Origin of the sequence: Arthrobacter sp. AG258 (assembly GCF_004364695.1) — a bacterium.
Lineage (GTDB): Bacteria > Actinomycetota > Actinomycetes > Actinomycetales > Micrococcaceae > Arthrobacter.
In genome coordinates this window covers 314,346-328,611 of record NZ_SOBI01000004.1, presented here as the reverse complement: position 1 = coordinate 328,611, position 14,266 = coordinate 314,346, and the positions used below count along the sequence as shown (strand labels likewise).

General features: G+C 66.0%; 13 protein-coding genes. 10 read left to right on the top strand and 3 right to left on the bottom strand.

Annotated elements, in window-relative coordinates; translation table 11 throughout:
- The first annotated feature begins 102 nt into the window (after positions 1-102).
- Positions 103-1,464 (top strand): hypothetical protein, encoded by a 1,362-nt coding sequence (locus DFO47_RS10715; RefSeq protein WP_133831605.1) that lies wholly within the window; start codon positions 103-105, stop codon positions 1,462-1,464.
- A 28-nt stretch (positions 1,465-1,492) separates the two neighbouring features.
- Here DFO47_RS10715 and DFO47_RS10710 read toward each other — a convergent pair whose 3' ends face one another.
- Together DFO47_RS10710 and DFO47_RS10705 are read right to left on the bottom strand one after the other, a co-directional pair.
- Positions 1,493-2,248 (bottom strand): glutamine amidotransferase, encoded by a 756-nt coding sequence (locus DFO47_RS10710; protein WP_109044529.1) that lies wholly within the window; start codon positions 2,246-2,248, stop codon positions 1,493-1,495.
- Positions 2,245-3,537, bottom strand: a complete 1,293-nt coding sequence (locus DFO47_RS10705) for a Mur ligase family protein (protein ID WP_208294393.1) — start codon at positions 3,535-3,537, stop codon at positions 2,245-2,247. Before DFO47_RS10705 ends, DFO47_RS10710 begins: the two co-directional genes overlap by 4 nt.
- 91 nt (positions 3,538-3,628) lie before the next feature.
- Between DFO47_RS10705 and pdxT the strand changes: the two genes are divergently transcribed.
- From pdxT to DFO47_RS10660, 9 genes are all read left to right on the top strand, one after another.
- Positions 3,629-4,339 (top strand): pyridoxal 5'-phosphate synthase glutaminase subunit PdxT, encoded by a 711-nt coding sequence (pdxT, locus tag DFO47_RS10700; protein WP_133831603.1) that lies wholly within the window; start codon positions 3,629-3,631, stop codon positions 4,337-4,339.
- 3 nt (positions 4,340-4,342) lie between these two features.
- Positions 4,343-5,098, top strand: coding sequence for a YebC/PmpR family DNA-binding transcriptional regulator (locus DFO47_RS10695; protein WP_018761454.1), 756 nt, complete (start codon positions 4,343-4,345; stop codon positions 5,096-5,098).
- A 35-nt stretch (positions 5,099-5,133) separates the two neighbouring features.
- Positions 5,134-5,712: a crossover junction endodeoxyribonuclease RuvC gene (gene ruvC, locus DFO47_RS10690; protein WP_018761453.1), complete on the top strand. Its 579-nt coding sequence runs from the start codon at positions 5,134-5,136 to the stop codon at positions 5,710-5,712.
- An 89-nt stretch (positions 5,713-5,801) separates the two neighbouring features.
- Positions 5,802-6,446 (top strand): Holliday junction branch migration protein RuvA, encoded by a 645-nt coding sequence (gene ruvA / locus DFO47_RS10685; RefSeq protein ID WP_018761452.1) that lies wholly within the window; start codon positions 5,802-5,804, stop codon positions 6,444-6,446.
- Positions 6,439-7,524: a Holliday junction branch migration DNA helicase RuvB gene (gene ruvB / locus DFO47_RS10680; protein ID WP_018761451.1), complete on the top strand. Its 1,086-nt coding sequence runs from the start codon at positions 6,439-6,441 to the stop codon at positions 7,522-7,524. The genes ruvA and ruvB overlap by 8 nt, the downstream gene beginning before the upstream one ends.
- 209 nt (positions 7,525-7,733) lie before the next feature.
- Complete coding sequence (yajC, locus tag DFO47_RS10675) at positions 7,734-8,129, top strand: preprotein translocase subunit YajC (protein WP_018761450.1); 396 nt, start codon at positions 7,734-7,736, stop codon at positions 8,127-8,129.
- Between the two features lie 100 nt (positions 8,130-8,229).
- Entirely contained in the window at positions 8,230-9,987 is a 1,758-nt protein-coding gene (gene secD / locus DFO47_RS10670) for a protein translocase subunit SecD (protein ID WP_109044534.1), read from the top strand.
- Complete coding sequence (gene secF, locus DFO47_RS10665; RefSeq protein WP_109044535.1) at positions 9,987-11,003, top strand: protein translocase subunit SecF; 1,017 nt, start codon at positions 9,987-9,989, stop codon at positions 11,001-11,003. The genes secD and secF overlap by 1 nt, the downstream gene beginning before the upstream one ends.
- A gap of 147 nt (positions 11,004-11,150) precedes the next feature.
- Positions 11,151-13,541 carry a bifunctional (p)ppGpp synthetase/guanosine-3',5'-bis(diphosphate) 3'-pyrophosphohydrolase gene (locus DFO47_RS10660; protein ID WP_109044694.1) on the top strand — a complete coding sequence of 797 codons (2,391 nt, stop codon included), beginning with the start codon at positions 11,151-11,153 and terminating at the stop codon, positions 13,539-13,541.
- Here DFO47_RS10660 and DFO47_RS10655 read toward each other — a convergent pair.
- Positions 13,422-14,195: a type IV toxin-antitoxin system AbiEi family antitoxin gene (locus DFO47_RS10655; protein WP_231369858.1), complete on the bottom strand. Its 774-nt coding sequence runs from the start codon at positions 14,193-14,195 to the stop codon at positions 13,422-13,424. The two genes, DFO47_RS10660 and DFO47_RS10655, sit on opposite strands and share 120 nt — an antisense overlap.
- Between the last annotated feature and the right edge of the window lie 71 nt (positions 14,196-14,266).

Below are 14,266 nucleotides of genomic sequence, written 5' to 3'. Positions count from 1 at the left end.
TGGCCCTCCCTAGAATTGCGAGTGCGTGCCACGAACGGCCCGCACTTTGCGTGTCCTTTGCCTGGATCCGCAGCAGGTTGCCACCACGAAGGGATCCGGCCAATGACCAAGCCTGCCAAGAGGCCACGGGCCGCCATCCTGGGAATGCCCCTCCGCTGGATGGGTCCCGGGGCGGTGCTGGTGTTGGCAGTGGCGTACGCCTTGTTCTGGTACGCGGTGCGTCCGGCGGGGGAACCTGTCCTTGGCTACGTGGGTCAGCTTTTCGGCGGGGAGTCGGTCCTGCTGTACTCGATCGCCCTGGTCCTGGTCAGCACGCTCCCGCACGTCGAACCGATTTTTGGCGGAATTGACCACGCGGCCATCTGGCACCGGAGGGCGGCAATCTCGGCAACTGTCCTGTTGCTGCCGCACATTGAATTTGCGGCCAGCCCCGAGGCCACGAGCTTGGGCAAGATGCTGGCCGTGGTGGCCATCTGCGGCCTTATGACGCTGGTGGTGTGGGCCATCCTCCCGCGGTGGCGGACCATGCTTCCGGCGGCCGCCCGCCGCGTCGTCATCGCATTGCTGCAAACCCGGGCCTTCCAACTGGCGGCCCGGCTGCTCGGTGGTTATGAACGCTGGCGCGGTTTCCACCGGCTGACCGGGTTGTTCGTGGCTGCCGGATTCCTGCACGGCCTGCTGGATGCCAGCGCCTTCGAGGCGGCCCCCGCGTTGCGGTGGAGCTACGTGGCCATCGGGGCGACGGGTCTGGCGTTCTATGCCTATCGGGAGCTGCTTTCCCGCCACTTCCTGCCGCACCACGATTACCAGGTATCGGGCGTCCGGACGGTCGCTGCGGACCTGGTGGAGGTGGCCCTCCGTCCCCTGGGCCGCCCCCTGGGTTTCAAACCCGGGCAGTTTGCCATGATCTACCTGGAAACGGCAGAAGGCTGGCAGCGGCATCCATTTTCCATTTCCGGGCCCGCGGGCGAGGGCGGCATCAGCATCACGGTGAAGGCCCTGGGGGACCACACCACCAGGCTTCCGGACGTCATCCAGCCGGGGATGCCGGCGGTGGTCGGCGGGCCCTACGGACGTTTCGACCGGCACCGCGGCACCGCCGACCAGGTCTGGATCGCCGGCGGCGTGGGCATCACACCGTTCCTCAGCTGGCTCCGGTCACTCGACGGGGAACTGCATGAAAACGTCCATTTCTTCGTCACGTCGGCGGGACCCTCCCCGTTCGCCGACGAGATCGCCGCCGTCGCCAGGAACCATCCGCGGCTTATGGTCCACATGGTGGACACCGCGGCGGACGGCCGCCTGACCCCTGAGTCGGTCCTGGAAGCCGTGGGCACCGAACCACGCAGGCTGTCGGTGTTCATGGGCGGCCCGGACACCATGCTGCGCCAGTTCCGGAAGGCCTTCCGGGCAGCCGGAGTCCGCCGGGCCAACATCCACCGCGAGTATTTCCAATGGCGCTAGGCGGCGGCGCCCGCGTGCGGCAGTGACTTTAGCGGGGCCTGCGGGCCGCGTGCTCCCGCGCCAGGACAGCGTAGGCATCGTCCGGTGTTCCGGGGGAGAAGCTGCCGAACTTTCGTTCTGCCGCGGTCCGGATCAGAAAGTCGGCAATGGCCGGGTTCTTCGGCAGCAGGGAACCGTGCAGGTAGCTGGCCACAATATTGCGGTACCGGGCACCTTCGTGGCCGTCAGTGCTGTTGTTTCCTGTGCCCTTGGGAACCGTGCCCAGGGGCCTGACCCCGCTGCCCAGGGTGGTTTGCCCGCTGTGGTTTTCGTAGCCAAGGACTTCGCCGAACTCGCTGGTTGACACCTTGACATTACCGATCAGGCGCTCGTCCGTGCCGTGTGTTTCGACGTCAAGGATGCCGATGCCCGGAATCACTGCACCGGTGCGGGTCTTGAAGAAGCGGCCGAAAAGCTGGTAGAGGCCGCAAATGACCAGCATGGGCGCCCCTTCTTCGGCCAGTTCCCGCAATTCGCCGGCCCGGGCCTGCAGATCGTCCTGGATCACCAGCTGCCCGCTGTCCTGGCCGCCACCACCGACGATGATGTCCACATTGTCGGGAAAAGGATCGCCCACGTTGTATTCAAGGACATCGGGCGTGTAGCCGTGCCAGGCGATCCTGCGTTGCAGGACCAGGGCGTTGCCCCAGTCGCCGTAAATGTTCATGTCCCGCGGGTAGAGCTGCACCACGCGGAGCGTGCCCTTGGACGGAGCGGCAGCGGTCGAGGCTTCGGCTGGGTTCACGAGACAACCTCCACGGTGGTGATTTTGGCCAGCTCACGGCGGATGGCCAGCATGGCGGTGTATGTGCAGAAGATCCGCTTGGGCTTCCCGCGTCCTTCCCTGATGAAAGCCGCCAGCGCGGGGGCGATCTCGGGCTGGACGGCGCCGATACGGACGTCGTCGTACTGCAGCCGGAGGGCCATGTCATAGGCCCTGGAACCGGTCAGCTGGTCAACACCTTCGGCCCGGAGCGAATCGAATTCCACATCCCACAGCCAGGACATGTCCCGGCCGTCGGCGTAGTTGTCATTGATAGCGATCATGGTGGCGTACCCGCCGGCCGGGAAGGACTTGAGCCCCAGCCGGAATCCGCTCGGGTTCTTCACCAGGACAAGGTCGAGTGGCAGTCCGTCGACGGTCAGGCTTTCGCCGCGTCCAAACGCGGGCGCCACCCGGGAGAGCGCCTCCAACAACGTGGCGTGGTTGGCGGTGGCGGCTCCGCCGCCGCAAATGCTGCGGGCCAGCGTCAATGCCGCCGCGGCGTTGAAGATGTTGTATACGCCCCGCAGCTTCATCGCCGTGGTGACCGTTCCGCCGTCGTACGCAAACTCGGCGCTGTCCGCGCCCACCTTCAGCAGTACGACGTCGGCCGGCGGCTTTGCGGGCAGGGCCGCCGGAGCAGGGCTGCCGGGGGCTGCGCGCATGTCGTCGTCGTTGGGAAAGGTTCCCAGCAACGATTCGTCCAGGCCGAAGTACTTGACCTCCTGGCCGGTGAGGGTGTCCGCGATGCGTGCCACCCGCGGGTCCTCACGGTTCAGGACAACGGTTCCGGTGGTCTTGGCGGCGATGTGCTGGAGCAGCTGGGCGGTCTTGTCGATCTCGCCAAAGCGGTCCAGCTGGTCGCGCAGCACATTCAGCAGCAGGCAGTAGCGGGGCGGGACGCTGTTCACGAAGTGCACCGCGTGGGCTTCGTCGAGTTCCAGGACCGCGACGTCGGCGTCCAGCCGGCCACGCCAGTCCACTTCGCCCAGGAGCGCCGCCGCCACGCCGCGGGTGAAGTTGCTTCCGGTGCGGTTGGTGAAAACCTTCAGACCCTGGCTTTCGAGCAGTTCAACCACCATTTTCGTGGTGGTGGTTTTGCCGTTGGTGCCGCTGACGACGGCCACGCCGTGGGGGAGGGCGCTGAGCGTCCGCCGCATGAACCCGGGATCGATTTTCTCGACCACCAGGCCCGGCAGGGCCGAGCCGCCGCCCCGAAGCCGGGACACCCGGCGGACCAGCTTGCCGAGCGGAACACTGAAGAAGACCATGTTTTGAATATATCCCAGCAACGGCATGCAACCGCTGCCGGAAACGTGCTGCCGGACCGCGGGCGGCGGGCCTGGCCCGTATGCTGGAGGGATGACAAATCCCCCTTCAGCGGCTCCTGCGCGCGTGGGAGCAGGCCTGCGGATCGGTGTCCTGGCCCTGCAAGGCGATTTCCGCGAGCATCTCCACGCGGCCGAGGCCACCGGCGCCCGCGGCGTGCCGGTGCGGCGCCCCCGGGAGCTGGACGGCCTGGACGGCCTCATCATCCCCGGCGGAGAATCGACCACCATCGACAAGCTCGCCCGGGCCTTCGAGCTCGCCGATCCGCTCCGGAAGTACATCGCCGAAGGGCTCCCCGTCTACGGCTCGTGCGCCGGGATGATCCTGCTCGCCTCGGACATCGCGGATCCCGCAACCGATCTCTCCGGCGCCCCACAGCAGACATTCGGAGGACTGGACATCACCGTCCGCCGCAACGCGTTCGGGCGCCAGCGGGAGTCCTTCGAAACCGACCTGGACTTCAAGGGGCTGGACTTCAGCGCCACCGAATCCGGGGTGGCCCCTGTGCACGCCGTCTTCATCCGTGGCCCGTGGGTGGAGCGGGTGGGCCCGGGAGTGGAAGTCCTCGCCCAGGTTGAGCCGGCGGACCCGGAGCACGCCTCCCACGCCGTCCCGCTGCCCGGGGCGGCTAGAATTGTGGCAGTGCGTTCCGGCCAGCTGCTGGCCACCTCCTTCCACCCGGAAGTGACTGGCGAAAAACGCGTACACGAACTTTTTATCCGCATGATCAGAGGAGAAGCGTAAAGCATGTCAGGCCACTCCAAATGGGCGACGACCAAGCACAAAAAGGCGATCATTGACAGCCGCCGCGCAAAGTCGTTCGCCAAGCTGATCAAGAACATCGAAGTAGCCGCCCGGATGGGCGGCCCGGACCTCGCGGGCAACCCGGGCCTGGAACTGGCGGTAACCAAGGCCAAGAAGACCTCGGTCCCCAACGACAACATCGATCGCGCCATCAAGCGCGGCGCCGGCCTCACCGGCGAAGTGGTGGACTACACCGAGATCATGTACGAGGCCCGTGGCCCCCAGGGCTCGGCGCTGCTGATCGAGTGCCTCACGGACAACAAGAACCGCGCGGCCTCCGAGGTCCGCCTGGCCATCTCCCGCAACGGCGGCACCATTGCCGATCCCGGGTCGGTCAGCTACCTCTTCACGCGCAAGGGCGTGGTTAACCTGCCCAAGAACGGCCTGAGCGAGGACGACGTCCTGATGGCCGTGCTGGACGCAGGCGCCGAGGAAGTGAAGGACAACGGCGAGACCTTCGAGATCCACTCGGAACCGGGTGACCTGCAGGCCATCCGCGAGGCGCTGACGGAAGCCGGCATCGAATACGACACCGACGAGGTGGAGTTCGTCCCGTCGATGCAGGTGGAACTCGACGTCGACGGCGCCCGGAAGTTCCTGAAGCTGGCAGACGCCCTCGAAGACCTCGACGACGTCCAAAACGTCTACAGCAACGCCGACCTCAGCGACGAAGTCCAGGCTGCCCTGGAATCAGAGTGACGTCCCGCCTTGCCAACTAAGACCCGGCACCGGCGTTGACGCTCCGCGTCCTGGGCGTCGACCCCGGCCTGACCCGTTGCGGGATCGGCGTGGTGGACGTCGAGCGGAACCGCAGGGCCACCATGGTGGCCGTCGGTGTGGTGGGCACCTCGCCCGAGGAATCGCTGGACCGGCGGCTGCTGGTGATCGCCACCGCCATCGACGAGTGGCTGGACCGGTACGAACCCGAGGTCCTCGCCGTCGAACGCGTCTTTTCGCAGCTGAACGTCAGCACCGTCATGGGCGTGGCGCAGGCGTCCGGCGTCGTCATCGCGGCGGCCGCCCGCCGCGGCATCCCGGTGGCCCTGCATACGCCGTCGGAAGTGAAGGCGGCGGTCACCGGGAGCGGTTCGTCCAACAAGGACGCCGTGACCAAGCTGGTCACCAAGATCCTCCGCCTCGAGGCGCCGCCGCGGCCGGCTGATGCCGCCGACGCGCTGGCTCTGGCCATCACCCACGCGTGGCGGGCCGGAAGCGGTGCGGCCGTGGCAACCACCGGGCCAGGCAGTTCGTCCTTGACGCCGGCCCAGCGGGCGTGGGCCGAGGCTGAGGCCAAGGCGCGCCGCGCACGCTGAATGTCCCTGCCGCTTGCTAGGGTATTCGTAGATATGTTCGGATAGCCGGGTGCTCACTGCGAGGCCGGCGATACAACGGGAGCCCGGCCTTGATCAGTTTCCTCCGCGGAACCGTAGCGCACGTCGGCCTGTCCACGGCCGTCATCGACCTCAATGGCGCAGGCATGAGCGTGAACGCGACGCCGCAGACCCTCAGCCGGCTGCAGGTGGGCGAACAGGGGCAGCTCTTCACGTCCCTGATCGTCAGGGAAGACTCGCTGACGCTTTTCGGCTTCGCATCCGACGACGAACGCGAGGTTTTCGACGTCCTGCTCAGTGTCAGCGGTGTCGGCCCCAGGCTTGCCCTTGCCGTGCTGGCGGTCCATGAGCCGGAGGCGATCCGCGTCGCCGCGCACACTGGGGACAGCAAGACGTTCACCAAGGTTCCGGGGATCGGTCCCAAGGTGGCGGGCCGGATTGTGCTTGAACTGGCCGGCAAGCTCGTTCCGCACGGGACCGCTCCCGTGGCCGGCGCCGCAACCCCCGCCGAGGCCGCCTGGAAGCCGCAGGTGATCGCCGCGATGACCAGCCTTGGCTGGTCCGAAAAAGACGCGTCTGGCAGCATCGACAAGGCCTTGGCCGACGAACCCGAGGTCTCCTTCCGCGGCAATGTTCCGGAGATCCTGCGCACCACGCTCCGCTGGTTGGGCCAGGACGGCGCCCGGGCAGGCAACCGCGTAGGCAGCCGTGGCTGAACCGTCACTGGTTGCAGCGGGGGAGGAGCCGGAAGAACGGGCCATCGAGGCGGCGCTGCGGCCCAAGAACCTCGATGATTTCGTTGGGCAGCACCGCGTCCGCAAGCAGCTGTCCCTGGTGTTGCAGGCCTCCCGGATGCGCGGGCGGACGGCGGACCACGTGCTGTTTTCGGGGCCTCCCGGCCTTGGCAAGACCACGCTGGCCATGATCGTTGCCGCGGAGATGAATGCGCCCTTGCGGCTCAGCAGCGGCCCAGCCATCCAGCATGCCGGCGACCTCGCCGCAATTCTCTCCTCCCTGTCGGAGGGCGAGGTGCTGTTCCTGGACGAAATCCACCGCATGTCCCGGCCCGCAGAAGAAATGCTGTACATGGCCATGGAAGACTTCCGCGTGGACATCGTGGTGGGCAAGGGAGCCGGCGCAACCGCCATTCCGTTGGAGCTCCCGCCGTTCACCCTGGTGGGCGCCACCACCCGGGCCGGTCTGCTCCCGGGCCCGCTCCGGGACCGGTTCGGCTTTACCGGCCACCTCGAGTTCTACTCCGTTCCCGAACTTGAGCTGGTCCTGCGGCGCTCCGCCGGCCTGCTGGACCTGAAAGTGAACTCCGCGGGCTTCGCCGAAATCGCAGGCCGTTCCCGCGGCACCCCCCGCATTGCCAACCGGCTCCTGCGCCGGGTCCGGGACTGGGCGCTGGTGCACGGCATCGAGCAGATCGACTCACGGGCAGCTTCAGCCGCCCTGGACATGTACGAAGTGGACAAGAAGGGCCTTGACCGGCTGGACCGGGCCGTCCTTGAGGCCCTGATCACCAAGTTCGGCGGCGGCCCCGTAGGCCTGTCCACGCTCGCCATCGCCGTCGGTGAAGAAACCGAAACCGTGGAGACGGTGGCGGAACCCTTCCTGGTCCGCGAGGGCCTGCTGGGGCGGACCCCCCGCGGCCGGATCGCCATGGCGCCCGCCTGGACGCACCTGGGCTACGCCATCCCGTCGGGAGTCTTCGCGCAGGAACAGCTGGACCTTTTCGATTCCGGGGAAGAAGCCGCCGGCGCCGGCGAATGGGCCCCGGAAGGCCAATAGCAGGCTCCCTTCAGCTTTTCCCTTTAGACTGGTATGACGCCCGGCACGTTCGGCGCTTTGTTTCGCCGGTGGCCCTGACGCCTCCGTCGCTTGGGGAAGGAACCGTCAGGCTTTGCCTGCATCTACATCCCGCCCCGGCTGAAGCCAGGCCGACGTCGCTGGAAAACCGGCAACACCCACGCAAAAGAACGGAATTCCCCTTGGATCCAATGTCAATTCTCCTGTTCGTCATGCTCGGCGTCTTCATCTTCATGATGTTCCGCCGCAACAAGAAGACGCAGCAGCAGCAGGCAGAGCTCCAGTCGAAGTTTGCCCCGGGCGTGGAGGTCATGACCAGCTTCGGCCTTTTCGGCCGGATCGTGGACATCGACGAAGCAGAGAACAAGGTCACCCTTGAACTGTCCCCCGGAAACCTTGCCACCGTGCACCGCCAAGCGGTGACCAAGGTGGTCGAGCCTGCAGCTGAGCCGGCCGCCGCCTCGCCTGCCGTCCCCGACGATGCTTCCTCGCTCACCACCCCGGAGACGGGCAGCCCAGTGACGGGCACTGAGACTCCCGAGGAAACCCTGAAGCGCCTCAACGACGAGGGCAAGAAGGACAGCTAGGCCCGCTGGCTCCTTTCCTCCCTCTACCGCTGCGGATTGCCGCCGGCGCAGGCTGCAGCCCGCGCCGGCGGTTCTTCCGCGAATAAGAGAAAGATCGACAATGGCACGAACTGGCCGCAAGAAACCAGGGCTGCGCGTCCTGGTCTGGCTTGGCGTACTCCTGGCAGCACTGACCGCCGTCCTGGCGGGCGGCACCATCGCCGGACAAGCCAGCTGGGCACCCAAACTGGCCCTGGACCTCGAAGGCGGCACCCAGATGATCCTGGCGCCGAAGGTTGAGGGTGGTTCGGACATTAACGAACAGCAACTCAACCAGGCCGTGGCGATCATCCGCCAGCGCGTGGACGGCTCCGGCGTCTCCGAAGCGGAAATCAGCACCCAGTCCGGCCGCAACGTGGTGGTCAGCCTTCCCGGCACGCCGTCGGCTGAAACCCGGAACCTGATCCAGGCATCCGCCGACATGAACTTCCGCCCCGTGATCCTCAACGGTGACGGAGCAGCAGTGCCGCCGGAATCACAGACCCCGGACGACCAGCTGCCCAAGCCGACCGCTGCGCCGGCCAACAGCAGCGACACCAACTGGATCACGCCGGAAATCTACAAGCAGTTCGAAGCGCTGGACTGCAACAGCGCCGCAGCCGAGAAATCACAGCGGTCAGATCCCACCAAGCCATTGGTAACCTGCGAACCCGCCACCGCCAAAACCCCTGCCATCAAGTACATTTTGGGGCCGGTGGAGGTCAAGGGAACGAACATCGTCACCTCGTCCTTCCAGCTGCAGCAGGGCGCGCAAGGCGCGGTCACCAATGACTGGGCCGTGAACATCCAGTTCGACGCCGAAGGCACGGCCAAGTTCAAGGACGTCACCGAGCGCCTGAACCAGTTCTACGTCGCCGCTGGGGGCGAGTCTGGCACCGATCCCAAGTCCCAGTTCGCCATTGTGCTTGACGATCAGGTCATCTCCGCTCCCCGCTCGCTGGCCGTCATCACTGACGGACGCCCGCAGATCACGGGCGGCTTCACCGAGCAAACCGCCAAGGCGTTGTCCGACCAGCTGCGCTTTGGGGCCCTGCCCATCAGCTTCGACATCCAAAGCGAGCAGCAGATTTCGGCCACCCTCGGTGGTGAACAGCTGCGTATGGGCCTTTTGGCCGGCTTGATCGGCCTCCTCCTCGTGGTGGTCTACTCGCTGTTCCAGTACCGGGCGCTCGGATTTGTCACCATCGCATCCCTGGTGGTGGCCGGAGCCCTGACCTACCTGGCCATCGCGATCCTTGGCTGGACCGAGAACTACCGGCTGTCCCTGGCGGGCGTCGCGGGCATTATCGTCGCCATCGGCCAGACGGCGGACTCGTTCATTGTCTACTTCGAACGCATCCGTGACGAACTGCGTGAGGGCCGCGGCCTGGTGTCCGCCGTCGAAAACGGCTGGAAGCGCGCCAAGCGCACCGTCCTGGCCTCCAAGGCGGTCAACCTCCTCGCTGCGCTGGTCCTGTACTTCGTCGCTGTGGGCAACGTGCGGGGGTTCGCTTTCACCCTTGGCCTGACAGCCATCGCCGACCTCATCGTGGTGTTCATGTTCACGCACCCCACGCTGCAGCTCCTGGCGCGCACCAAGTTCTTCGGTGAAGGCCATAAGTTCTCCGGCCTGGATCCGGAACGGCTCGGAGCGGTGCCGCTGTACCGCGGTGCCGGTCGCATCCGGACCCCGGAGGACCGGCCCATGGCGGTGCGCGGCAAGAATGCCGGTGCCGCAGCCGAGGCCGAACGACGCATGACCATCGCCGAACGGCGCCTGGCGGAGAAGCAGGAACAGCTCGCCGGCTCGTCGAAAACCTCCGCGAAGGAGAACAAGTAATGTCAGGCTTCGCCAGTTTTGGTAACGAGCTCTACACCGGAAAGCGCTCCTACGACTTTGTGGGCGCCAAGAAGATCTGGTTCCTCATCGCCGCTGTGGCAGTGGCCCTGTCCATCCTCATCCCGGTGGCCAAGGGCGGCTTCAACCTCGGCATCGAATTCCGGGGCGGCTCTGAATTCACGGTCTCCAATGTTAAGACGACCGACGCCACCGTGGGTGAGCGCGCCGTCACCGATGTGGTGGCCGGCAGTGTCCCCCGCGTGGCGAACGTCGCGGGCAACACCATGCGGATCCAGACCGACAAGCTGACCGATGACGAAACCCTTAAGATCAAGCAAGGCCTGACCACGGCCTACGGAGTCACCGACAACGAAGTGACATCCACGTTCGTCGGTCCCACCTGGGGTGCTGACGTGACCAAGCAGGCGTTGATCGGCCTGGCGGTCTTCGTGCTCCTCGCGGCGTTGCTGATGGCCCTCTACTTCCGCACCTGGAAGATGTCGCTGTCGGCTCTTGCCGGCATGGCGGTGACGATGTTCATCACCGCCGGGGTCTACGCCCTCAGCGACTTTGAGGTCACGCCGTCGGCCATCATCGGCTTCCTCACGGTTCTCAGCTACTCGCTGTATGACACCGTGGTGGTCTTCGACAAGATCCGGGAAAACACCTCCGGCATTGATGCCTCCACCCGCCGGACTTTCGGCGAGGAGGTCAATCTTGCCGTCAACCAAACCCTGGTCCGTTCCATCAACACCATGATGGTGGCCATCCTCCCCGTCGGAGCCATTCTCTTCATCGGGGCCGGGCTTTTGGGTGCGGGAACCCTGCGCGACCTGTCGCTGGCCTTGTTCGTCGGCATCCTCATCGGCACCGCCGCGACCATCTTCGTGGCCGCCCCGATGTACGCGTGGCTCCGCCAGGGCGAACCGGACCTCGTCAAGCAGGCGCGGCGCGTGGAACAACGGCGGGCGGGTGCGGCGGAACGGCCAGTTCCGGCCTCGCCGGCCCAAGCCTGATCCGCCGCCGACGGCACCCGTTACTCCCGAAAGACCGGGCAACGCATCCTCTGCGTTGCCCGGTCTTCGCATATGCGGGGCCGGTTATAAAAGTCACTGCCTTGGGGAATAGACTGGGGTAATTAAATGGTGGTGAGGGGTGCTTCATTGGAAGAACGATCGGCGTCGGCGCCTACGGCAGAGGATGATAAGAATCCCGCCGGTGTACAGGCCGGTATGGCATCTTCGGCGCGCCCCGGTTCGTTGGTTCCCGTGGACAATTCAGGCTCGCGCGCCACGTTTCCCGGCCGCCGTGAGCGCACCAGGTCCCGGCTTGCCCGCCTGACCGGACGGGGGACGGCCACATACTCGCCCATCCTCGAACCACTGCTGCGGACGGTCCGGGCCAACAATCCCAAAGAGGACTTCGACCTCATCCAGCGCGCGTTCGACGTCGCAGAGCGAAGCCACCGCGGGCAAAAACGCAAGAGTGGCGACCCCTACATCACCCACCCAGTGGCCGTCGCCACCATCCTGGCAGAACTAGGGCTCAGCGGCACCACCCTGGCAGCGGCCCTGCTGCATGACACCGTGGAGGACACCCCGTATACCCTGGCGGACCTGAAGCGGGACTTCGGGCCCGAAGTGGCCATGCTGGTGGACGGCGTGACCAAACTGGACAAGGTCAGTTTCGGCGAAGCCGCTCAGTCCGAGACGGTCCGCAAGATGGTCGTCGCCATGGCCAAGGACATCCGGGTGCTGATGATCAAGCTGGCGGACCGGCTGCACAATGCGCGCACCTGGCGGTTCGTGTCCGCTGAGTCGTCAGCCCGCAAGGCGCGGGAGACCCTGGAGATTTTCGCTCCGCTCGCGCACCGCCTGGGCATGAACACCATCAAATGGGAGTTGGAGGACCTGTCCTTCGCGGCGCTCTATCCCAAGGTGTACGAAGAGATTGTCCGGATGGTGGGGGACCGGACCCCCGAGCGGGAAAAGAGCCTGGGCGTCATCCGCGACCAGATCACCGAGGACCTGCGTGCCGCCCGCATCAAGGCCACCATCACCGGCCGGCCCAAGCACTATTACTCGATCTACCAAAAGATGATTGTCCGCGACAAGGACTTTGACGACATCAATGACCTCATGGGTGTCCGTGTCCTGGTGGACTCCGTCCGGGACTGTTATGCAGCCCTGGGCACCATGCATTCGCGCTGGAACCCGCTGCCTGGCAGGTTCAAGGATTACATCGCGATGCCCAAATTCAACATGTACCAGTCCCTGCACACCACCGTGATCGGCCCCGGCGGCAAGCCGGTGGAAATCCAGATCCGCACGCACGAAATGCACCGCCGGGCCGAATACGGCGTGGCCGCACACTGGAAATACAAAGACCAGCCGAACCGCACCGCCGTCGGCCCCGGGAGCCCGCGCGACGGCGACATGGGCTGGCTGCGCTCCCTGGTGGACTGGCAGCAGGAAACGTCCGATCCGGGAGAGTTCCTGGACTCGCTCCGCTTTGAAATCAACGCCCGCGAAGTGTTCGTCTTCACCCCCAAGGGCGAGGTCATGGCGTTGCCGGCGGGATCGACACCCGTTGACTTCGCCTACGCCGTGCACACCGAGGTGGGGCACCGAACCATCGGCGCCCGGGTCAACGGGAAGCTGGTTCCGCTCAACAGCGAACTGAACCACGGCGACTGGGTGGAGATCTTCACCTCGAAAGCCGAGGGCGCCGGCCCCAGCCAGGACTGGCAGCACTTCGTTAAAAGCGCGCGGGCCCGCAACAAGATCCGGCAATGGTTCAGCAAGGAACGCCGCGAAGAGGCGATCGACCGCGGCAAGGAACTGCTGACCCGCGCCATGCGGAAGCAGAACCTTCCGCTGCAGCGGCTGATGACACACGAGGCCCTGGCCGCCGTGGCCGAGGAGTTCAAGTACACCGACATCTCCGGCCTCTACGCTGGCGTGGGTGACGGCCACACGTCGGCCCAGTCCGTCATGGAGAAGCTCATCGAGAGCCTGGGCGGCAACGAAAGCGCCGATGATGACGTCGAAGAGGTCAGCATCCCCACCCAGGTCACCAAGGCCCGCTTCTCCGATTCCGGCGTGGTGGTCCGCGGCGTGGGCGACGTCTGGGTGAAGCTGGCCCGGTGCTGTACCCCCGTGCCGCCGGATCCCATCCTCGGGTTCGTGACCAGGGGTTCGGGCGTTTCCGTGCACCGCACCGACTGCACCAACATCTCGGACCTCAAGGACCAGCCCGACCGGATCGTGGACGTTGACTGGGCGCCCACCCAGTCAAGCGTGTTCCTGGTGGAAATCCAGGTAGAGGCGCTCGACCGCAAATCGCTGCTCTCCGATGTCACCCGCGTCTTGTCGGAGAACCACGTGAACATTCTGGCGGCCAGTGTCCACACGTCCACCGACCGGGTGGCCATCTCAAAGTTCGCTTTTGAAATGGGCGACCCCAAGTACCTCAGCCACGTGTTGAGCGCGGTCCGACGGATCGACGGCGTGTTCGATGTCTACCGCACCACCGGGAACAAGCGCCGGAGCTAGCAGCGCCAGTTTTTCCAGCGCTGCCCGCTTGTGGGGAACCCGGGGTGTGGCTTCGATGGCACGGACAAGCAGCCGGAGTCCCACGTCCTGCTGCGGCCTGGCCAGTAAGGCCGTGAGGGCAGGCAGGGCTCGTTCCGCTTCCACGTGGAGGGCAATATCCAGCGCCGTCCGCAGCGGGGTGGAGACCATCAGCCCGCCCAGGCTGATGACATCGAGCGGACCAAGCTTCACTTCGTGAAGGGTGCAGCCGCGCGTGTTCCGCAGGCTCGATACCCTCCGTTTCGTATCCACCAGCAGTGCAAGCCGGTCAGGTTCCGCGGCACAACCGAAGATCCAGGCAGCGGTCATCCGGCCGGCCACCACACGTTGCCGTACCGCCGCGGGGACCACTGCGGCGGCCGCCCGGGCCCGGAGCTTCGGCGAGGCGGGCATCCCGGGCAGGGTGTAGCCGTGTTGGTGGAACCGGGCCAGCAGACCGTCGGCGGCGAGTGACTGCAGTTCGGGCGCAGCAAAGGGAGCCCCGGGGGCGTAGAGCTCCGGAAAACGGGGCGCTGAGGCGGCGTCTGTGCCCTGGAGTTGGCTGCCTGCACCGGGAGTGCCCGCAACGGAAGTGCTGGGTTGCCCGGGAGCCGGAGGAACTGGTGCTGTGGCCATGTCCCCATCCTGCCCGGATGGCTGTTAACGAGCACAGGCCCGGTCCGGGTTATGTGGATAACCGGACCGGG